The organism is Halomonas elongata, from assembly GCF_029081005.1.
Taxonomy (GTDB): domain Bacteria; phylum Pseudomonadota; class Gammaproteobacteria; order Pseudomonadales; family Halomonadaceae; genus Halomonas; species Halomonas elongata_B.
In genome coordinates this window covers 107,196-128,168 of the sequence record NZ_JAJQTQ010000010.1, presented here as the reverse complement: position 1 = coordinate 128,168, position 20,973 = coordinate 107,196, and the positions used below count along the sequence as shown (strand labels likewise).

Genomic DNA, 20,973 nt, shown 5'->3' with positions numbered 1-20,973 from the left:
ATGGCGAGGTTCGATCTGCCCATGGGCATGCGTGGCCACCCCGTTCGCCCGCCGCGCAGCGGCATGTCGCGTCGGCGGAGTCTGTGGGAGCGTATCCATCTGGATCCCTGGCTGCTGGGCCTGTTGCTGCTGTTGATGCTGGCGGGCCTGGTGGTGCTCTACAGCGCCAGCGGGCAGAGTCTCGACATGGTGATCGCCCAGGGGCTGCGCTTCGGCGTGGCCCTGGTGGTGATGGCGGTGGTGGCGCAATTCTCGCCGGCTACCCTGTATCGCTGGGCACTGCCGGCCTATCTGGTGGGCCTGCTGATGCTGGTGGCGGTGGAAATCATGGGCGACATGGGCATGGGGGCCCAGCGTTGGCTGGTGATTCCCGGTGTGATTCGCTTTCAGCCTTCGGAGATGATGAAGCTGGCGATGCCGTTGATGGTCGCCGCCTGGCTGAGTCGTCGCCCCTTACCCCCGAGGTGGCGGGAATTGGCGGTATGTGCCTTGCTGATCGGAGGGCCGGTGCTGTTGATCGCGCGGCAGCCCGATCTCGGTACCTCCTTGCTGGTGGCGACGGCGGCGGTCTTCGTGATTCTCCTGGCGGGGCTGTCGTGGCGTATCATCTTCGGTCTGGCCATGCTGGCCGCCGCGGCGTTGCCGCTGTTGTGGATGAACATGCACGATTATCAGCGCCAGCGGGTGTTGACCTTTCTGTCCCCCGAGAAGGATCCGCTGGGGGCCGGCTGGAACATCATCCAGTCGACCACTGCGCTGGGCAGTGGTGGTCTCTGGGGGAAGGGATGGCTGCACGGGACCCAGTCGCAGCTGGAATTCCTGCCCGAGCGTCACACCGACTTCATCGTGGCGGTGCTGGGCGAAGAGTTCGGCCTGGTGGGCATGCTGGCCTTTCTCTTCCTCTATCTGCTGATCGTCTGTCGAGGGCTGTGGCTGGCGGGCACGGCGCAGGAAACCTTCGGGCGCCTGCTGGCCGGCAGTATCATCCTGACGTTTTTCATCTATGTCTTCGTCAATATCGGCATGGTGAGCGGTATCCTGCCGGTGGTTGGTGTGCCCCTGCCACTGGTCAGTTTCGGTGGAACCTCCAGCGTGACCTTGCTGGCCGGTTTCGGTATTCTCATGGCGATTCATTCGCATCGTCGCCTGTTGCCGCGTTAGTGCCTGAATAATCGCCGAGCGCAGGCACTTTTTGGCAGTGCGCCGGGGCAGGCGCGGTTTTCAGGGTTCAAGGAGAAGAAACGATGACGAGGATGTCACGGAGCGCGAGACGGATCCTGATGGCGAGTGGGTGTCTGGTGATGGCCAGTGCCACGGCGTCGGCCGGAGACTTCGACCCGCGCCATGGTGAGGTCAAGGCGCTGGTCGACGAGGTCAGTGACCGGGGCGTCGAACGGGCCTGGCTGGAACAGGCCATGGACGAGGCGGATTTCAGCCAGGGAGTGCTGGATGCCATGTCGGGCGCGGCGGAGCACCGTCTGGTATGGCATGAGTATCGCGATATCTTCCTGGGCGAGGAACGTGTCGCCAAGGGCGTGCGTTTCATCGAACAGCACCGGGATGCCTTCGAGCGCGCGCAACGCGACTATCAGGTTCCCCCCGAGATCATTGCCGCCATTATCGGCGTCGAGACGCGCTATGGCGAGGTGACAGGCGATCATCGCGTCCTGGACTCCCTGTCGACCCTGGCGTTCCACCATGGCACCCGGGGTGATTTCTTCCGCGGCGAGCTGGCGGCCTTCCTGGAGATCGCCCACGAACAGGATGTCGATCCGGGCGACCTCGAGGGTTCCTATGCCGGTGCCATGGGCTATCCGCAGTTCATCCCCACCAGCTACCGCGCCTATGCCGTGGACTTCAACGACGATGGCGTGCGTAATCTCTGGACCGACCCGGTGGATGCCATCGGCAGTGTCGGCAACTATTTCGCCGAGCATCGCTGGCAGGGCGATGCCCCGATCTACCTGGACGCCGAGGGACCGGATGAGCCGCCTGCCGGTCTCGATGTCAATCAGGCGAAAAGGCCCTATGTCTCGATGAGTGAACTGCGAGAGGCCGGCATCACGCCTGAGTCGGAATTGCCGTCGGGGGCACGGGTGATTCCCCTGGCCCTGGAGCTGGCCGACGGCGACTACCGTTACCGCCTCGGGCTCGACAATTTCTACGTCATCACCCGCTATAACCATAGCTATCTGTATGCCATGGCCGTCACCGAACTCGCCGAGGCGATCGCCGAGGCTCGCGGAAAGTCGACGCACTGGTTCGAGTCGACGGCGAGCGAGACCGAGGAGCATCCATGAAAGCCTGGTGGAGTGTCTTGTGTGCCGGCCTGCTGCTGGCCGGGTGTGCCAGCGATGGCGGCAACCGTGCGGTGGAGGATCCAGCCGATGATGCTGCCTCGTCGGCGGACGATGCCGGCGGGCGCTATGCGATGTCCAGCGATGCCTATCCCCAGGAGCCGCCGGATGTCAGCCGGGTGCCGGATGCCGTGCCGCGTCCTGAGGCCCGTTCGCGGGCCGGCAACAAGGCCAATTATGAGGTATGGGGCAAGACCTACCATGTCTTGTCCGATGCCAGCGGTTATGAGCGTCGGGGAACAGCGTCCTGGTATGGCAAGAAGTTCCATGGCTACGCCACATCCAATGGCGAAATCTATGACATGTACAAGATGAGTGCCGCGCATCGCACCCTGCCGTTGCCGACCTATGCCCGGGTCACCAATCTCGACAACGGGCGTTCGGTGATCGTCAGGGTCAATGATCGCGGGCCCTTCCACAGTGAGCGGGAGATCGACCTCTCCTACGCCGCCGCATCCCGTCTGGACATTCTCGACCGGGGGACCGGCCGCGTCAGGGTCGAGGCCATCGACCCCGAAGTCTGGCAGGCGCGCCAGGGCGGCGAGTCCCCGCCGCCGAGCGCTACCGAGCAGCGTCCGGCCTCGAATGATGGCGGAGGGGATGCCTCCGATCCCATCTACCTGCAGGTGGCGGCACTCGGCTCGGCGGACAACGCCGAAGCGCTCAAGGAACGGCTGGAAGGGGCCTTGTCCCGACCGGTCAGGATCGCCAGCACCGCCGGACTCTATCGCGTTCAGGTCGGTCCCCTGACACATGCCGACCAGGTCGATCCCGTGCGTGGCCAGTTGAGTCGCGTCGGCTTCGGCCAGGCCTTTGTCGTCAATGGCACCGATTGATCGGTGCCCTGTAAGCGGGTGTCTACAAAATGCCTACACTCGGCAATACGGCGTTGAAATTGACCTCAAAATGCTCATTTACCCATCGTAAACTGCGCTTTTTCACTCAATTTCGCCTTGTCTTGCCTTCGTTCGCCTGTTTTGTAAACACCCTCTAATGTTCATCCTGTGATGCACCCGAAGAGATTGCCATCCATGAAAGTGTCGTGCTCGTTGTCCTTCCGCCGGTTGATGCCGGCCCTGCTGGTATGCTGCTCCCTGGTCGCTGCGCCGACACAGGCTCAGGAGGCGTCGCCGTCTCCCGAGCCCCAGGTACAGCCTCAGCCGCAGACCATGATCCCGGCGCCGCCGCGCCTGGCCGCCACTTCCTGGATCCTGATGGATGCCGGCAGTGGCCGTGTGCTCGCCCAGCACAACCCGGACGAGCGCCTGCCGCCGGCGAGTCTGACCAAGTTGATGACCGCCTATCTGGTGGAGCGCGAACTCAACAAGGGCAATATTTCCCCCGACGACCAGGTGCCGATCAGTGAAAAGGCCTGGCGTACCGGCGGCTCGAAGATGTTCATCGAGGTCGGCGATCGGGTGCCGGTCAGCGAGTTGCTGCACGGCATCGTCATCGTTTCCGGCAACGACGCCAGTGTGGCCATGGCCGAGTATCTGGCGGGAGGCACCGAGCCCTTCGCCGATATCATGAACCAGCATGCGGCGCGGCTGGGCATGGAAAATACCCATTTCGTCAATCCCACCGGTCTGCCGCACGACAACCATTATTCGTCCGCCCGGGATCTGGCGTTGCTGTCGCGCCACATCATCAACGACTATCCCCAGCACTACAGCATCTATCGCCAGAAAGAGTTCACGTATGGCGGTATCGATCAGCCCAACCGCAATCGGCTGCTGTGGCGCGACAGCAGCGTGGATGGCCTGAAGACAGGCTGGACCGAGGCGGCGGGGTATTGCCTGGTGTCGTCGGCCAAGCGGGAGGACATGCGTCTGATCTCGGTGGTGATGGGAACCGACTCCACGGAGGCGCGGGTCCAGGAGAGCCAGAAACTGCTGAGCTATGGTTTCCGCTACTTCGAGACCCTCAGGCTCTATGACAAGGGTGCGGTACTTAATACCTCCCGGGTGTGGGGGGGCGACAAGGACGAGCTGAAGATCGGCGTCGACAAGAACGTCTTCATGACGGTTCCGCGGGGTCGCAACCAGGAACTCACTGCCAAGCTCGATATCCGCCAGGACCTGACCGCCCCGATCAAGGCCGGCGAGACCATCGGCACCATGGAGGTACGCCTGGGCGATGAAGTCGTCGGCAAGCGTGACCTGCTGGCGCTGGAAGACGTCGAGGAAGGCGGTTTCTTCAAGCGTCTCATCGACAAGGTCCATCGTTTCTTCGCCAACCTGATGGGCGGCTTCTTCGACTGAGAGAAGCGCGAACCCGGAGCGCTCGATCCGTCGGGCGCTCGATGTCCCATGTTTGGTAGCGGGGGCCGGGTTGCGTAGAATATCTGTAGATACTGTCATCAAGGTGCGGGATGAACGACAAGCCCCTGCGCGATATGCGCCAGCCGAGCGCGGCCGACCCGAAAGGCGAGCCGCCGAAGATTACCTTTCCCTGCGACTATCCGATCAAGGTGGTGGGCGATGCCGACGAGGAGTTCGTTGCCATGGTCTGCCAGACGGTCACGCGACACGATCCCGCCTTCGATCCGAAGGGCATCCAGGTGGTGGACAGCCGTAATGGACGCTTCCAGTCGGTGCGGTTGACGATGCGGGCCACCAGCGAAGCGCAACTCCAGGCGCTGTTCGCCGAGCTCAAGGCCAGCGGGCTCGTGCACATGGTGGTTTGAGCGTGGACGCCATTCAGGTGCACCGCCTGGGGCGTCGCCCCTATGAGCCGGTCTGGCGAGCGATGCGAGAGCTCACCGATCAGCGCGATGCTTCGACACCGGATCAGTTCTGGCTGGTCGAGCATGAGCCGGTCTTTACCCAGGGACGGGCGGGCAAGCCGGAACATGTGCTGATGCCCGGCGATATCCCGGTGGTGGAGACCGATCGTGGCGGTCAGGTGACCTATCATGGCCCCGGTCAGGTCGTCGTCTATCCGCTGCTGGATGTGCGCCGCGCCGGTCTCGGCGTGCGCGAGCTGGTCAATTGCCTGGAGCGGGCGGTCATCGCGTTGCTCGCCGAGCTGAACGTGGAGGCGCAGGCCAGGCCCGATGCCCCCGGCGTCTATGTGGGGGAGGCCAAGATCGCCTCATTGGGCCTGCGAATTCGACGCGGCGCCAGCTTTCATGGCGTTGCCCTCAATGTCGACGGTGATCTCTCGCCCTTCGACCGCATCAATCCCTGTGGCTATGCCGGCATGGCAATGACGCGCGTGGCCGATCTGGTCCCGGAGGCGCCCGATGTGCCGACGGTGGCAACACGATTGGCCCATTGCCTGGCTCGGGAGCTCGGGCGCGAGTTGTCCTTCGTCGATCGAGCTTCCGCACCGATGACCTGAGAAGGGGTGACGTTCCTGCAGCATGGACCGAGGGCAGGCCGTTCAGAGGGTGTTTACAAATGACTGCGCTCGACCATACCGCGTTGAAATTCGGCTCGAAGTGCTCATTTGGTACGGCTAAACTCCGCGTCCTCGCCGAATTTCGCCTTGTCTGGCTGTCGCCCGAGACTTTTGTAAACACCCTCTCAGATGATGCCCGGCAACAAGACGCCGGCCCCGTGGCGGGGCCGGCGTCTTGTTGCCGGGCGACGTCGCGTGACTCAGCCGACGTTCAGGGTGGGGATCAAGTTCGGGTCCGCCTCTTGCTCCGACTGGCCGGGCACCTTGCCCGGTGAGGCCAGTTCGAGGCCCAGGTTGTTGTTCTCGAAGACCCGGTCGGCACGATAGCTGGAACGTACCAGCGGACCCGATGGCACTTCCATGAAGCCTTTCTCGAGTCCCAGTTGACGATAGCGCTCGAACTCTTCGGGCGTCACCCAGCGTTCCACCGGCAGGTGGTTACGGGTGGGGCGTAGATACTGTCCCAGGGTGACGATGTCGACGCCGATGGCGCGCAGGTCATCGAAGGTCTGGAGGATTTCCTCTTCGGTCTCCCCGAGACCGAGCATCAGGCTGGTCTTGGTGATCACTTCGGGGCGATGGCGCTTGGCGTGGGCCAGCACATCCAGAGTCTTGCGGTAACCGGCCCGAGGATCACGGACCCGACTCGTCAGGCGCTCCACGGTCTCGACGTTCTGGGCGAAGACTTCTAGCCCGGAGTCGACGACCCGTTCGACGGCGCCGGGCTCGGCATCGAAATCGGGGGTCAAGGCCTCGACCGCGACATCGGGCGTGCGGGCCTTGATGGCGCGGATGCAGTCGGCGTAATGGGTAGCCCCCCCATCGGGCAGGTCATCCCGATCCACCGAGGTCAGCACAACGTAGCGCAGGCCCATCAACTCGACGGACTCGGCGGTATTCTCGGGCTCTTCGGTATCCAGCCAGCCCTTGGGGTTGCCGGTATCCACGGCGCAGAAGCGGCAGGCGCGGGTACACACCGAGCCCATCAGCATGATGGTGGCGGTGCCGTTGCTCCAGCACTCGCCCATGTTGGGGCAATGTGACTCGGCACAGACGGTGCTGAGCCGGTGTTCGTCGACGTTGCGCTTCACGGCGTCGAAGCGTTCCCCGCCGGGAATCTTCGCACGCAGCCACTTCGGCTTGCGGCCGAGGGAGGGGCTGTCCTCCTGCTGACTGCGGTGTTTCATGCCGTCCTTGATCGCGGTGGCACCGTGCTCGTTGCGGTACTTCTCACCGCTGGACACCTGCTTGACGGTCCTGTTGCTCATGATCTGCAAGCCTCTCCATTCGGCGGCTGTGCGTCACGCCCACGCGGTCGTGGGGTGTCCGCAAAAAACGAAGCGGGACGGCCGGCGTCGGGCATGGCGTGTATACATTCTGGGCGCTAACTTACCATATTCGTCGCTGACCTGGACAGGCAGGTCACGGTCGTACGGTATCGGGCAGGCAGGCAACGCCGTGGCTGGGCAACGGCGAGGGCTCGGCAGCGAAGTGCTCGTGCAGCTCGTCGAGGTGATCGCGCACGAACCGCAGGAAGAGCTCGGTGACCGGCGTGGGGAAACGCTCGCGATGATAGACGGTGCACCAGGAATGGCGCAGCGGGAAACCGGGGAGGTCCAGGCGCTCCAGCAGGCCGGCCTCGAGTTCCAGGCGTACCGCCAGGCGTGGCAGCACGGCGACGCCGAGCTGGGCCATGACACCTTGCTTGACGGCTTCGTTGGTGCCCATCTCGATGATGTGGGCCAGGTTGACGTCCTCGGCGGCGGCATGGTCTTCCAGCGCGCCGCGGACGCCGGAGCCGGGCTCGCGCATCAGCACATAGTGGCGTGCCAGGTCCTCGAGGCTCGGTCGCCCGGTCGCCAGCAGCGGATGACCGGGCCAGACCACGGGAATCATCTCGTTGTCGAGGATCGGCATGAACACCAGGTCGTCGTCTTCGGGGACCCGCGCCATGATGACCAGGTCGTCGCGCTGCTCGGCCAGTCGCGTCAAGGCCTGGGCGCGATTGCAGACCCGCAGGCGTATCTGGACATTGGGGTAGCAAGCCCGGAAACGCGCCAGCAGGTGGGGGACCACATACTGTGCCGTCGAGACGGCGGCGAGGTTGAGCTCGCCACTGATGGTGCCGGCCAGGTCGGAGAGGCTCATCTGTAGTCGCGAGACCTGCTCGAAGATGCTGTGTGCCGAGCTGGCGAGGGCATCGGCAGCCGGCAGCACGTGCAGGGTGCGACCGGCGTACTTGAACAGGGGTTGCCCCAGGGCCTGTTCGAGCTGACGAATCTGGGCGCTGACCGCCGGCTGTGTCAGCCCCAGGGTCTCCGCCGCCCGGGAGTAGGATTGTCGCTCGTAGACGGCACGGAACACCTGGAGCTGGCGGAAGGTGAGGCGGTTGAGCAGCTTGGGGGCAGTCATGGCGTCGTCCATCGAGCCGGGACGCGAAGGCGTCCAGTCTGTCTGGCCGTCATGCTAGCATCGCGGCTCGATATACGGCTATCCAGGAGCGCCCATGCCCATACGCCTTTCACCGTTTTCTTGCCCGCTGGTGGCGGGGCACGGCGTTGCCGCGCTACGGATACGTCAGGCCTGTATCGAACGGGGCATGAAGCCCGTGGCGGCGCTCGGCGGCGAGGCCATGCTCATGGAGGAAGCGCGGGCGGCGGGGTGCGATGCCCTGCACCCTGGCGAGAGTGACGCCGTCACGCAGGTGGCGATTGCCGAGCGGTGTCGGCATCTGGGGTTGCGTTTCCTGGGCAGCGAGCCGGCGTTGCTGGAGGCCATGACGGAGGCTCGAGCCATGCGTCAGCTGATGCGCGAGGCCGGTCTTCCCCTGGCGGCGTCGGAACAGAAGGGCGATATCATCGCGATTTCCCTGTTGGCCGATCGCTTTGGGCGCGTCCTGTACCTGTCGCCTCGCCAGCGCCGAGGACCTGTGGCCGTGGCCCCGCTCGGCTGGTTGACGTCGGAGCGCTACCGCTACCTGGGCGAGCTGGCGGCGCGCGGCGTGGCCAGCCTCGGTGTGGTCGGGCTCGTCGAGATACGTTTCCGCGTGGTGGGGAATCGTCTTGGCTTCGTGGACATGAGACCCGGCCCGACCGGCGACGAGGCTCTGGATGACGTCTTGATCGGACTGGATCCGCTGGTCGAGCAGCTTCGCGTGCTGGCCGGGGAGAGACTTCGAGAACGACAGGCGCGATTGTCGCTCGATGGACAGGCTCGCCTGTGGCGGTTCGAGCTGCCGTCGAGCGCCATTTTCAGCGGGGGGGCCGGCATGCGGCTCGATCGGTGCGGTCAGACCGGCGAGGTGCGGCTGCTGGCCTGGGGGCGTCGTACCGGCGAGGTCGAGGCGCGTGCCCGGCGGGTCCTTGCCGAATGGTGGGGGGAGGAGCAGGCCAGCCGCTGGCTCGTCACTCTCTGAGAGGAGAGGGCGATCCGCAATAGACCGGTAGGGCGCATATCGATATTTCCCTTGTGACGCGGGATTCGCTATATTGCATTGCAGCAATCGGGTTGCCCGCCGGTCCCGGTCCGGCTTATGCCATGGAGCCCCGCGATGTATCCCATGATGCCTCCTTCGCCATCGACGGCGATGTCCCTGCTGGATCCCTTCGGCTTTGGTCGTGCCGCCTGCGAATACTGGGGCGATGCCCTGGAGCGCGGGACGCTCTATCTGGATGTCATGCGCCAGCGTGGCAATCAATATCTCGAGCATATCGAGAAGACCAAGCCCAATGTGCTCGGTTTCGAGGCCGACGTATTGCTTGATGGGCGTGACCTGCCGCGCCCCGTCAACTATGAGCTGCTGCGGATCCTGCCGCCGGAGGGGGTCGAGATCGATCCGTGCAGTCGGCCCTTCGTGGTGGTCGATCCGCGCGCCGGGCACGGTCCGGGTATCGGGGGATTCAAGCCCGACAGCGAGGTGGGCGTGGCGCTGCGTGCTGGACACCCCTGCTATTTCATCGGCTTTCTGCCGTTTCCCGTGCCGGGGCAGAAGGTCGAGGATGTGGTCGAGGCAGAGGTCGCCTTTCTGCACCATGTCATCGAACGCCATCCCGAGACTTCCGAGAAACCCATGGTGGTGGGCAACTGCCAGGCCGGTTGGCAGATCATGATGGCGGCGGCGCTGGAGCCCGAAGTGTTCGGCCCCATCCTGATCGCCGGTGCGCCCCTGTCCTACTGGGCGGGCGAGCGGGGGCGTGCGCCGATGCGCTACACCGGCGGGCTGGTCGGCGGCAGCTGGATGACCGCGCTGCTCGGCGACCTGGGCGCCGGACTCTTCGATGGCGCCTGGCTGGTGCAGAATTTCGAACGTCTCAATCCGGCCAATACCTGGTGGGACAAGCAGTATCGTCTCTATGCCGATGTCGATACCGAGGCCGATCGCTATCTGGAGTTCGAACGCTGGTGGGGCGGGCATGTGGTGCTGGGGGCCGACGAGATTCAATACATCGTCGATAACCTCTTCATCGGCAATCGTCTGTCCACCGCCCAGCTGGTAACCTCGGACGGGCGACGCATCGACCTGCGCAACCTGCGCTCGCCGGTGGTGGTGTTCTGTTCCCGGGGCGATGACATCACGCCTCCACCTCAGGCGCTGGGGTGGGTGCGGGACCTCTATGAGGACACTGAAGACATCGTCGCCAACGAGCAGACCATCGTCTATTGCCTGCACGACAGCACCGGCCATCTCGGAATCTTCGTTTCGGGCAGCGTGTCGCGCCGCGAGCACACCGAGTTCACCGCCAACATGGACTATATCGACGTCCTGCCGCCGGGGCTGTATGAAACCACGGTGACCCCGGCCGAGGGACACTCGGACGCCGAACTGATCGAACGGGACTATCTGCTCGAGTTCCAGCGCCGCGAGGTCGAGGATCTCGACCGCGAGGTCCACCATCGTCCGGATGATGAGCGGCGCTTCGCCACGGTGGCGCGGCTCTCCGAGATCAACCTGGGGCTCTACCGGCTCTTCTCGCAGCCCTGGGTCAAGACACTGGCAACGCCGGAATCGGCGCGCTGGATGCGGCGAATGCATCCGAACCGCCTGGGCTATCGCCTGCTGTCGGATCGCAACCCCTTGATGGGAGCGATCCCGGTGCTGGCCGAGCGGGTTCGGCGCGAGCGTCATCCGGTCGGGAACGATAATGTCTTCCGTGCCATGGAGGGCATGATGTCCTCCGGCATCTCCCATGGCCTGGATGCCTGGCGGCAGTATCGTGACGGCCTCATCGAGCAGAGTTTCCTGATGTTCTATGGGCAACCCCTGCTGCAGGCGCTGGTGGGCCTGGACGGGGAGGCTCAGGCACAACGTCGTCGACCCGGTGCCGAACCCGAACATCGGCGCTTCATCGAGCAGCGACGCCAGTCCGCTCGTGACAGGATCGCCGAAGGAGGAGATCACGAGGCGGTGATGCGTTCGGTGATCTATGTGCTGGGTGGTGCGCCGGCCAGTGACGAGCGCAACTTCAAGCGACTGCGTGCGTCACGAGCCGAGCTCGAACCCGGTATCCAGCTTGCCGACTTCAAGCACCTGGTGCGCGAACAGTTCTTCATTCTCAAGCAGGATCGCGATGCCGCCCTGAACGCGATTCCAACACTATTGACGGGACAGACTGTCGAGCAGATCGATGGGCACCTGGAGCACATCGACCATGTACTGGCGGCCAGCGGAGAACTCTCCGAGCATGCGGCCGCGCGCTTCGAGCGGGTGCGTGGCCTCTTCGAGTCGGCCAAGCCGAAGCGAGGCGACAGTGATTCGCGGACGCGGCGACCCGGCCCGTCTCCGGCGCGCGATGACTGACGTCCGACGCCTTGTCCCAACGCCCCCGCCGGTCCGCCGACGGGGGCGTTTCGTTGACAACGATGTCTGACTTCGCTTGTGGTCTCCATCGGCATCGGGCTAGGTTCATAGGTCGCGACTGGCGTGAAGACGAGCGCTGGGGTAGGGTAAGCGCATTTTTCACCGTCGAAACTATGGCGGGCCGAAACCGTTCGGCGCGAGCTCAGGCTGGCGTCAATAGCATTGTGGAGCACTATGGGCAAGTCACTGGTCATCGTCGAGTCGCCGGCCAAGGCCAAGACGATCAACAAGTATCTCGGCAACGAGTACATCGTGAAGTCGAGCGTGGGGCACATCCGTGACCTGCCGACCAGCGGCTCGGGCAAGGCGGCCTCAGATCCCAAGGAACGCGCCCGTCAGGCGGCGGCGACGCGCAAGATGTCCGCCGAGGAGAAGGCCGAGTACCGCAAGCGCAAGGCTCACGATCAACTCATTCGGCGCATGGGGATCGATCCCGATCATGGCTGGGAAGCCGATTATGTGGTCCTTCCCGGCAAGGAGAAGGTGGTCGCCGAGCTGAAGAAGCTGGCCGACAAGGCCGATCATGTCTATCTGGCCACCGATCTGGACCGCGAGGGTGAGGCCATCGCCTGGCACCTGCGCGAGACCATCGGTGGCGACGAGTCCCGTTATCGTCGAGTGGTGTTCAACGAGATCACCAAGAACGCCATTCATGAGGCCTTCGAGGATCCCGGTCAGTTGAACATGCCGCGGGTCGAGGCTCAGCAGGCGCGGCGCTTTCTCGATCGGGTCGTGGGTTTCATGCTCTCGCCGCTGCTGTGGGCCAAGATCGCCCGCGGCCTCTCGGCCGGTCGCGTGCAGTCGGTCGCGATGCGCCTGATCGTCGAACGCGAGCGAGAGATCCGGGCCTTCGTGCCCGAGGAGTTCTGGGACGTTCACGCCGACCTGTCGCCGAGCGATGGCAAGGGCGAGACGGTGCGCTTCGAACTGGTTCGCCAGGAGGGCAAGACCTTCCGGCCGACCAGCGAGAGCGAGACCCTGGAGCGCATCGAGGCGCTTCGCGGGGCCAGCCTGGCCGTCACGGCTCGTGAGGACAAGCCGACCCGCTCCCGGCCGAACGCGCCCTTCATCACCTCGACCCTCCAGCAGGCCGCCAGCGGTCGCCTGGGATTCTCGGTCAAGAAGACCATGACGCTGGCCCAGCGCCTCTACGAGGCCGGCTACATCACCTACATGCGTACTGATTCCACCAACCTCTCGCAGGAAGCGGTGGCCGGCGTGCGTGACTATATCGGCGAGTCCTATGGCAAGCGTTACCTCCCCGAATCGCCGAATCGCTACAGCAGCAAGGAGGGCGCCCAGGAGGCCCACGAGGCCATCCGGCCTTCCGATGTGACACGTCAGGCCGGCGATCTTGCCGGTATGGAGCGTGATGCCGAACGCCTCTATGAGCTGATCTGGCGTCAGTTCGTGGCCTGCCAGATGACGCCGGCCGAATACCTGTCCACCACCCTGACGGTGGAAGCCTCGGGCTATGAGCTCAAGGCCAAGGGGCGGGTGCTGAAGTTCGACGGCTATACCCGGGTCATGAAACCCATGGGCCGCAAGGACGAGGACCAGTCGTTGCCGGACATCGCCGAGGGCACCCCGCTGACGCTCGAGACGCTGGACCCGCAGCAGCACTTCACCAAGCCGGCGGCTCGTTACACCGAAGCGAGCCTGGTCAAGGAACTCGAGAAGAAGGGCATCGGCCGGCCTTCCACCTATGCTGCCATCATCTCGACCATTCAGGATCGGGGCTATGTGCGGCTCGAGAATCGGCGCTTCTATGCCGAGAAACTGGGCGATATCGTCACCGAGCGGCTCAAGGAATCCTTCCCCGATCTGATGGACTATTCCTTCACCGCGCGCATGGAGGACAGCCTCGACGAGGTGGCCGAAGGACAGCGCCGCTGGCGTGAACTGCTCGATGCGTTCTACGCCGAGTTCCGCGAAGAGCTCAACGAGGCCGAGAGCGAGGAGGGCATGCGCCCCAACCAACCGGTGCCCACCGATATCGAATGTCCGACTTGCGGGCGCGAGATGCAGATTCGCACTGCCTCGACGGGGGTCTTCCTCGGTTGCAGCGGCTACAACCTGCCGCCCAAGGAGCGCTGCAAGACGACCATGGACCTGCTGCCCGGCGACGAGGCCGTGGCCGCCGATGCCGGCGAGGAGGCCGAGACCGACGCCCTGCGTGCCAAGCACCGTTGCGCGAAGTGCGGCACCGCCATGGACAGTTACCTGATCGACGAGCAGCGCAAGTTGCATATCTGCGGCAACAGCCCCGACTGCGACGGCTACGAGGTCGAGCAAGGGCGGTTCCGCATCAAGGGCTATGACGGGCCGACCATCGAGTGCGACAAGTGCGGCAGTGAAATGCAGCTCAAGTCCGGGCGTTTCGGCAAGTACTTCGGTTGCACCAGCGAGGCCTGCAAGAACACGCGGAAACTGCTCCGGAACGGGGAGGTGGCACCGCCCAAGATGGATCCCATCCCCATGCCCGAACTGGCTTGCCAGAAGGTCGAGGACCATTATGTACTGCGTGACGGCGCCAGCGGGCTCTTCCTGGCGGCGAGCAAGTTCCCCAAGAATCGCGAGACGCGCCCGCCCCTGGTCGTCGAGCTCAAGGCCCATGCCGAGGAGCTTCCCGAGAAGTACCGTTACCTGCTCGATGCGCCCAGTGCGGATCCCGAAGGGCGCCCGGCCCAGATCCGCTTCTCGCGCAAGGCCAAGGAGCAGTTCGTGATGACCGACGATAACGGCAAGGCGACCGGCTGGAAGGCCACCTTCGCCGATGGTCGCTGGCAGGTGGAGGACAAGCGCAAGTGACACCCCGTGCGCGAACCAATCAACTGCTCTACCAGGCCGAGCTGTTGCTGGCGGTGGCCCCGGTGGATGACGAGCACGGCGAGGCGCGTCGCATGGCCGCCGAGGAGGGGGCCCTGGCACTGCTCGAGCTGGCGCTTGAGTCGCTGGTGAGGGAGGTCACCGAGCTGGCCGAGCATGCCACGCCGGCGAATGGTGACTGGCGAACCTTGTTGTCGTCCGATGAGGTGCAGCTGGCCGAACTCGAGCGATTGCGTTGCCTGGCCGAGCGTCCCGATAGCTGGCTGGCCCGCTTGCTGGCGCGATTCGAGGCGTTGCACTCCAGCGACGGTGTGGCCCGTCGTTCGGGCGGTACGGCCCAGGGACTGATCGCCGTCGGTGGCGCAGAGGATCTCGGGTCGGAGCTGTTCGATTGCCTGAGCGAGGCCAAGCGCGAGATCGGCGCCCTGCGACAGACCAGCGAGGAGTGGTGACGAGGCGCTGACGCGGGGTTGGCCCGTCTGTCGCCGAGTGGCAACAGTGTTGCCTCGGCCAGGGCAATGCATTGGCTACGTTGAACTGACACTCGGTGCCAGGTGCGGTATAAACGTCGTCGACTTCATCGCCCATCGTCGACGAGTTTCGCCTATCATGACATCGTTTTCCTGCCGCCGCTTCGGCCTGCTGGTCGCGAGCCTCTGCCTGGTCCTGCTGACCCCCTCTCTCTCCCATGCCGGCCTGATGGACGCGCTCCAGACGCGCAACGGGCCGATGGACGAGGTGCTCGCGAATGCCGACCAGCCCCGTTACAGCAATGAAGTCTGGGTATTGATCGACGACGAGGCGGCCAGCCTGAGCGTCTATCGCGGCAATACGCTGCTGGAGCGGTTCTCGCCGATCTCGCTGGGGCGGGGCGGAGCCGAGGCCCAGCGCCTGCGGGGTGGCCGTGTGACGCCGCTGGGCGAGTTTCGCGTCACCCGTTTCAATTTCGACAGCAAGTACCATACCTTCATCGGTCTGGATTACCCGACGCCCACCCATGCGCGCATGGCAAGGCAGTCCGGCGTCTACAGTCAGCGGGATTACGATGACTACTTCGGCTACTATCGCCGGCATGGCAGACCGCCTCAGGATACGGTGCTGGGCGGGTATATCGGTATCCATGGCATCGGGGTGGCCGACCCGGAGATCCATCGCCGTTTCCACTGGACGGATGGGTGTGTCGCGGTCACCGATGGCCAGGTCGACACCCTGTCGTCGATGATCGACATTGGCACGAGGGTCGTCATCCGCTAGGCTTTATATGCGCTAGGGACGTTCTCGTCTAGAATCAATCGCTGGGCGTTTTTGAACAGCGTTTGACTTCTACGGCGCGCAGCGTAATGTTGCAAAAGAAGTGCTGACAGCAGTACTGAAAGCAGCACTTCCCTGAAAGTCCCGCCTTGCGGGAAGCCTGCTTCGGCAGGCGTCGCCAATGCAGTTCCAAGGAAGATCCAAGGAGAACACCATGACCCTCAAGACAACTCTGAAGCTGACCGCCGCTGCTGCTTCTCTGGCCGTTCTGGCCGGCTGTGCCTCTTCCGGCGCCCTGGAAGAAGTACGCACGACCGCCGAGTCTGCCCAGGCTGATGCCGCCGAGGCTCGCAGCATCGCTACCCAGGCTCAGAACACCGCCAACCAGGCGCAGCGTGACGCTCAGCAGGCTCTGCAGATGTCTCAGGAGAACCGTGAAGAGATGAACCGCATGTTCGAGCGTTCCATGCGCAAGTGATCGTGCTGCATGCCGCCCTCGGGCGGCGTGTCGACATGATACGACAAGGGCCCCGCCATTCGGCGGGGCCCTTGTCGTAGGTGGAACCACCGACGCTGGCGCCGGTGGTGGCCGGCGTCAGCCATCGAAGGAGAGATGGTTCATGAAGCCGGGTTCGGCGAAGACCAGTTCCAGGCGGTCGTAGAGTGTCTCGGGTGCCGGGGTGGGTTCGGGCTGTTCGGGCTCTTCGGGGACTTTCAAGGCCACCGGCATGCCGCTGGGGACCTCGACGACCTCGCGCAGCCGGCCGTAATCCAGGGGATAATCATCGGCGTCGATGCTGGCCTCGACCTGGGCGAGCGCCTCGGTGACACGCTGTATGGTCGTGCCCTGTTCTTCGTCCAGGTAGGGATAGGCCTGGACGTAGAGGGTGTCATCGGCCCAGCCGAGCTTGAAGCTGTCGTTGACCAGGCGGACCTGGGTGCCCTGGGGCAGGCGGGGGAAGAGGGCATCGATGTCCTCGGGCAGCATGCGGATGCAGCCGTGGGTGACGCGCATGCCGACGCCTTCCGGCTTGTTGGTGCCGTGAATCAGGTACCCCGGGATGCCCAGGCGCATCTTGTACCGTCCCAGGGGATTGTCGGGGCCGGGGGGTACCACGCTGGGCAGCGAACGGCCATCGGCGGCATGTTCCTCGATGATCGACTGGGGTGGATACCAGGCGGGGTCCTTGATCTTGTCGGTGATGGTGGTGGTGCCCAGTGGCGTCTGCCAATCCATGCGGCCCACGGCGATGGGATAGGTCTCGACCGTGGCGGGCTCGCCCTCGGCACGCGGAGGATAGTAGTACAGGCGCATCTCGGCGACGTTGACCACGACACCCTCGCGCGGGGCGTCCGGCAGGATGAAGCGGCCGGGAATGGTCACCTCGGTGCCCTCGCCGGGATACCAGACGCTGATGTCGGGATTGGCGCGGACCATGGCTTCGTAACCGATGCCGTGCTCGTGGCCGATATCGATCAGAGTATCTTCCTCGGCGGCCTCGACGGTGGTGACCTCGCCGACCAGGTCACCGTCATCGGGAAGCCGGTAATGGCCCGGAGGGAGATCGCCGTCGGCGGCCTGGAGCGGAGCGGCAAGCGCGCCGGTCAGGCCCAGGGTCATGGCGAGGCGGGCGGTGTGCCCGAAAAGGGAAGTGCGTGTCATCGCTGTCATCGTCTCTGATTGCCGTTCGCTCGGGGCCATGGCCTCATCCTTGGGCCGAAGGCCTATGCATTGGAGTGGTCCGCGGGACGGAGGTTCTCCGCCCGGGGTCGGGTGACCGGCGAGCCTCATGCCGCCTCGGCCTTGCGATTGAGAGAGTCCAGGAGTCGCTCCACGAACTCGAAGCGCGATGTCTCATCCTCCAGGTCTGCCGAAAAGCGCAGAGTGTCGGCGCCCTCGAGTCGATAGGTCTGCGGGTCGTGCTGGATCAGCTCGACCAGGATCAACGGATCGACCCGGGTATGGCCGGAGAAGATCACGCGACCTCGCTCGGCACCGGCCTCGAGTCGGGCAATGCCCAGTCGTTCGGCCCGCTGGCGTAGACGGGTCTGGCGCATCAGGGTCTTGACCGGTGCCGGCAGCAGGCCGAAGCGGTCGATCATCTCGACCTGGAGTTCCTTGAGCTCGGCTTCGGTTTCGGCGTTGCTGATGCGCTTGTACATGATCAGGCGTTGCTGGATGTCGTGAAGATAGTCGTCGGGGATCAGCGCCGGCAGGTTGAGGCTGATCTCGACTCCTTCGTCGAGGGGAGCCTCGATGTTGGGTGTCTTGCCGTCGCGTATGGCCTTCACTGCGCGATCCAGCATCTGCATGTAGAGACTGTAGCCCAGGGCTTCCATCTGTCCGCTCTGTTCGTCGCCGAGCAGCTCGCCGGCGCCGCGGATCTCCATGTCGTGACTGGCCAGGGTGAAGCCGGCCCCCAGGTCCTCGGCCTGGGCGATCGCTTCCAGGCGTTTGGTGGCATCTCGGGTCAGCACCCGCGGCGGCGGTGCCAGCAGGTAGGCGTAGGCCTGATGGTGACTGCGCCCGACGCGGCCGCGCAGTTGATGGAGCTGGGCCAGGCCGAACTTGTCGGCGCGCTCGATGATGATGGTGTTGGCACTGGGGACGTCGATCCCGGTCTCGATGATGGTGGAGCAGACCAGCACATTGAAACGCTTGTGATAGAAATCGGACATCACCCGCTCCAGCGAGCGCTCCGGCAACTGGCCGTGGGCCACGCCGACCCGGGCGTCGGGGACCAGTTCACGCACGGTTTCGGCGGCGGTCTCGATGGTCTTGACCTCATTGTGCAGGAAGTAGACCTGTCCGCCACGCAGTATTTCGCGCAGGATCGCCTCCTTGATCACCGACTCGTCACGCTGCTGGACGAACGTCTTCACCGACAGGCGCCGCGCCGGGGGCGTGGCGATGATGGACAGATCGCGAATGCCGCTCATGGCCATGTTGAGGGTGCGGGGGATGGGCGTGGCGGTCAGCGTCAGGATATCCACCTCGGCCCTCAACTGCTTGAGGCGTTCCTTCTGGGCGACGCCGAAGCGGTGTTCCTCGTCGATGATCAACAGGCCCATGTTGGCGAAACGCATCGACTTGGACAGCAGCTTGTGGGTGCCGATGACGATGTCGGCACGGCCATTCTCGATGCGTTGCATGGCGGCGCTTTGTCCCTGTCCGCTGGTGAAGCGCGAGACCAGCTCGATGTCGACCGCGGTGTCGGCGAAGCGGTCGCGGAAGTTCTCGTAATGCTGGCGAGCCAGCAGGGTGGTGGGGACCAGCACCACGACCTGGCGCTCCGAGTGCACGGCCAGAAAGGCGGCTCGCATCGCCACCTCGGTCTTGCCGAAGCCCACGTCGCCGCATACCACGCGATCCATGGGGCGAGGCGCCGTCATGTCACCGACGACCGCCTCGATGGCGGCGCGCTGGTCCGGCGTTTCCTCGAAGGGGAAACTGCCGGCGAAACGGGCGTAGTCGGCGTCCGGCATCTGACAGGCGAAGCCCTCCCGGGCCTCGCGACGCGCATAGATGTCGAGCAGCTCGGCGGCGGTGTCGCGGATCTTCTCGGCCGCCTTCTTCTTGGCCTTGTCCCATTGTTCGGACCCCAGGCGGTGCAGCGGGGCCAGTTCGTCGTCGGTACCGGCATAACGGGAAATCAGGTGCAGGCTGTCCACCGGTACATAGAGCTTGGCACCGTCGGCATACTCGAGGGCGACGAATTCGGCGGCCTGGCCGCCCGTTTCCAGGGTCTCCAGGCCCTGGTATCGGCCCACGCCGTGGGCCTGGTGAACCACCGGTGCGCCCGGACGAAGCTCGGAAAGGTGGCGGATGGCCAGTTCGCCATCATCGGTGGCCTTTTCCCGGCGTCGACTCTGGCGGACGACCTCGCCGAACAGTTCGGTCTCGCTGATCACCGCCAGATCCGGTGTCTCGAGCCACAAGCCGGCGTCGATGGCGCCCTCGGTGATGGCCAGTCGTGACTCGCCCTCGAGGAAGGCGGGGAAGTCGTCGGCATGGGGCAGGTCGAGTCTGAGGGGCGCCAGGGTCTCTTCGAGGGCTTCGCGGCGCCCCCGGGATTCGGCGACGAATAGCACCCGGGTCGAATGCTCTCCGAGAAAACGGGAGAGGGCTGCGAGCGGCTCCTTTGCCCGGGCGTTGATCGTCACTTCCGGCACGTTCCGTGCCGCCGGCGCGATGGCGTGGGGATGATCCGTCGCATCGGTGAGCTGGATCCGGGGATACTGCTTGATGGCGGCGAAGACTTCGGGCACCGGTACGAAGGCGCGGTGAGGCGGCAGCAAGGGACGCGTGGGGTCGACGCCGAGGTTCTCGTAGCGACTCTCGATGGCTGCCCAGTGATGCTCGGCGGACTCGAACACCCCCGGCGTCAGGGCCACCCGGGTGGTGTCGGCGAGATGATCGAACAGCGTCGCCGTCTCCTCGAAGAACAGCGGTAGGTACTGCTCCAGGCCGGGGGAGGGAATGCCCTTCAAGGCATCCAGATACAGGGGGCACTGTCGCGGATCGACATCGAACAGCGTCTCGAAACCCTCGCGAAAGCAGGCGATGGCATCACGCGACAGGGAATACTCGTGTGCCGGCAGCAGCTCGAGGCGTTCCACCTTGTCCTGGCTGCGCTGGGTGTCCGGGTCGAAACGGCGCAGGGTATCGATCTCGTCGTCGAACAGGTCGATGCGCAGGGGCATCTCGCTGCCCATGGGGTAGAGGTCGATGAGTGCGCCGCGCAGGGCATACTCGCCGGGTTCGTAGACGGTCTCGACGGCCCGGTAGCCGGCGCGTGACAGACGCTCGCGGAAGCCTTCCCGGTCCAGTGTCATGCCGACTTCGAGGGTCATTACCCTGCCGGCGATGTAGTCGACCGGCGACAGGCGCTGCATCAGGGTGTTGATCGGTACCAGCACGATGCCGTGCTCGCCTTCCTGGAGGCGACGCAGGGTGCGCAGGCGGGCCGAGACGATGTCCTGGTGGGGCGAAAAGCTATCGTAGGGTAGCGTTTCCCAGTCGGGGAACGGCAGTACCGGCAGATGCGAGTAGAAGGCCAGGTCGCCTTCCAGGCGCTGGGCGGCGGCGGTATCGGCCGTGATGACCAGCAGCGGAGCATCCTCGGCCAGGTGGGCCAGGGCCAGTGCCGTGGCGCTGCCGGGCGGTGTCTGCCAGTAGAGAGTGTCACGCAGCCCCTCGGGACGCTGGGGAGCGAGTGGCGAGAAAGTCGGCATGGCGTCGTTCGCGTCGTGTCGAATGGGATGGCTTCGGGCATC

The 20,973-nt window shown here is 64.6% G+C and carries 16 protein-coding genes; 12 read left to right on the top strand and 4 right to left on the bottom strand.

Annotated elements, in window-relative coordinates; translation table 11 throughout:
- The 6 genes from rodA to lipB all read left to right on the top strand — a co-directional run bounded on the left by rodA (nucleotide 1) and on the right by lipB (nucleotide 5,699).
- Nucleotides 1-1,161, top strand: a complete 1,161-nt coding sequence (gene rodA / locus LU493_RS09675) for a rod shape-determining protein RodA (protein WP_275287583.1) — start codon at nucleotides 1-3, stop codon at nucleotides 1,159-1,161.
- Nucleotides 1,162-1,244: 83 nt separating this feature from the next.
- Nucleotides 1,245-2,300: a lytic murein transglycosylase B gene (gene mltB / locus LU493_RS09670; protein ID WP_275287582.1), complete on the top strand. Its 1,056-nt coding sequence runs from the start codon at nucleotides 1,245-1,247 to the stop codon at nucleotides 2,298-2,300.
- The gene (locus tag LU493_RS09665; protein ID WP_275287581.1) at nucleotides 2,297-3,193 is read left to right on the top strand and encodes a septal ring lytic transglycosylase RlpA family protein; all 897 of its coding nucleotides are present in this window, start codon (nucleotides 2,297-2,299) and stop codon (nucleotides 3,191-3,193) included. The genes mltB and LU493_RS09665 overlap by 4 nt, the downstream gene beginning before the upstream one ends.
- Before the next feature lie 195 nt (nucleotides 3,194-3,388).
- The gene (locus LU493_RS09660) at nucleotides 3,389-4,618 is read left to right on the top strand and encodes a D-alanyl-D-alanine carboxypeptidase family protein (RefSeq protein ID WP_428994556.1); all 1,230 of its coding nucleotides are present in this window, start codon (nucleotides 3,389-3,391) and stop codon (nucleotides 4,616-4,618) included.
- A gap of 110 nt (nucleotides 4,619-4,728) precedes the next feature.
- Nucleotides 4,729-5,043 carry an HP0495 family protein gene (locus LU493_RS09655; protein ID WP_275287579.1) on the top strand — a complete coding sequence of 105 codons (315 nt, stop codon included), beginning with the start codon at nucleotides 4,729-4,731 and terminating at the stop codon, nucleotides 5,041-5,043.
- Complete coding sequence (gene lipB / locus LU493_RS09650) at nucleotides 5,040-5,699, top strand: lipoyl(octanoyl) transferase LipB (protein WP_275287578.1); 660 nt, start codon at nucleotides 5,040-5,042, stop codon at nucleotides 5,697-5,699. Before LU493_RS09655 ends, lipB begins: the two co-directional genes overlap by 4 nt.
- Before the next feature lie 260 nt (nucleotides 5,700-5,959).
- On the opposite strand, the gene lipA is transcribed toward lipB, so the two are convergent.
- Nucleotides 5,960-7,027, bottom strand: coding sequence for a lipoyl synthase (gene lipA, locus LU493_RS09645; RefSeq protein ID WP_275287577.1), 1,068 nt, complete (start codon nucleotides 7,025-7,027; stop codon nucleotides 5,960-5,962).
- A gap of 154 nt (nucleotides 7,028-7,181) precedes the next feature.
- Nucleotides 7,182-8,171 carry a LysR family transcriptional regulator gene (locus tag LU493_RS09640; RefSeq protein WP_275287576.1) on the bottom strand — a complete coding sequence of 330 codons (990 nt, stop codon included), beginning with the start codon at nucleotides 8,169-8,171 and terminating at the stop codon, nucleotides 7,182-7,184.
- A 94-nt stretch (nucleotides 8,172-8,265) separates the two neighbouring features.
- Between LU493_RS09640 and LU493_RS09635 the strand changes: the two genes are divergently transcribed.
- The 6 genes from LU493_RS09635 (at nucleotide 8,266) to LU493_RS09610 (ending at nucleotide 16,174) form a co-directional block, all read left to right on the top strand.
- Nucleotides 8,266-9,174, top strand: a complete 909-nt coding sequence (locus LU493_RS09635) for a hypothetical protein (RefSeq protein ID WP_275287575.1) — start codon at nucleotides 8,266-8,268, stop codon at nucleotides 9,172-9,174.
- Nucleotides 9,175-9,309: 135 nt separating this feature from the next.
- Nucleotides 9,310-11,556: a DUF3141 domain-containing protein gene (locus tag LU493_RS09630; RefSeq protein WP_275287574.1), complete on the top strand. Its 2,247-nt coding sequence runs from the start codon at nucleotides 9,310-9,312 to the stop codon at nucleotides 11,554-11,556.
- Nucleotides 11,557-11,790: 234 nt separating this feature from the next.
- The gene (topA, locus tag LU493_RS09625) at nucleotides 11,791-14,427 is read left to right on the top strand and encodes a type I DNA topoisomerase (RefSeq protein ID WP_275287573.1); all 2,637 of its coding nucleotides are present in this window, start codon (nucleotides 11,791-11,793) and stop codon (nucleotides 14,425-14,427) included.
- Nucleotides 14,424-14,897 carry a DUF6586 family protein gene (locus LU493_RS09620; protein ID WP_275287572.1) on the top strand — a complete coding sequence of 158 codons (474 nt, stop codon included), beginning with the start codon at nucleotides 14,424-14,426 and terminating at the stop codon, nucleotides 14,895-14,897. The genes topA and LU493_RS09620 overlap by 4 nt, the downstream gene beginning before the upstream one ends.
- A 157-nt stretch (nucleotides 14,898-15,054) precedes the next feature.
- The gene (locus LU493_RS09615; RefSeq protein ID WP_275287571.1) at nucleotides 15,055-15,699 is read left to right on the top strand and encodes a L,D-transpeptidase family protein; all 645 of its coding nucleotides are present in this window, start codon (nucleotides 15,055-15,057) and stop codon (nucleotides 15,697-15,699) included.
- 211 nt (nucleotides 15,700-15,910) lie between these two features.
- Complete coding sequence (locus tag LU493_RS09610) at nucleotides 15,911-16,174, top strand: Lpp/OprI family alanine-zipper lipoprotein (protein ID WP_275287570.1); 264 nt, start codon at nucleotides 15,911-15,913, stop codon at nucleotides 16,172-16,174.
- 117 nt (nucleotides 16,175-16,291) lie between these two features.
- Here LU493_RS09610 and LU493_RS09605 read toward each other — a convergent pair whose 3' ends face one another.
- Both LU493_RS09605 and mfd read right to left on the bottom strand, forming a co-directional pair.
- Nucleotides 16,292-17,359: a L,D-transpeptidase family protein gene (locus tag LU493_RS09605; protein WP_275287569.1), complete on the bottom strand. Its 1,068-nt coding sequence runs from the start codon at nucleotides 17,357-17,359 to the stop codon at nucleotides 16,292-16,294.
- A gap of 125 nt (nucleotides 17,360-17,484) precedes the next feature.
- Nucleotides 17,485-20,931 (bottom strand): transcription-repair coupling factor, encoded by a 3,447-nt coding sequence (gene mfd, locus LU493_RS09600; protein ID WP_275287568.1) that lies wholly within the window; start codon nucleotides 20,929-20,931, stop codon nucleotides 17,485-17,487.
- Nucleotides 20,932-20,973 lie beyond the last annotated feature (42 nt).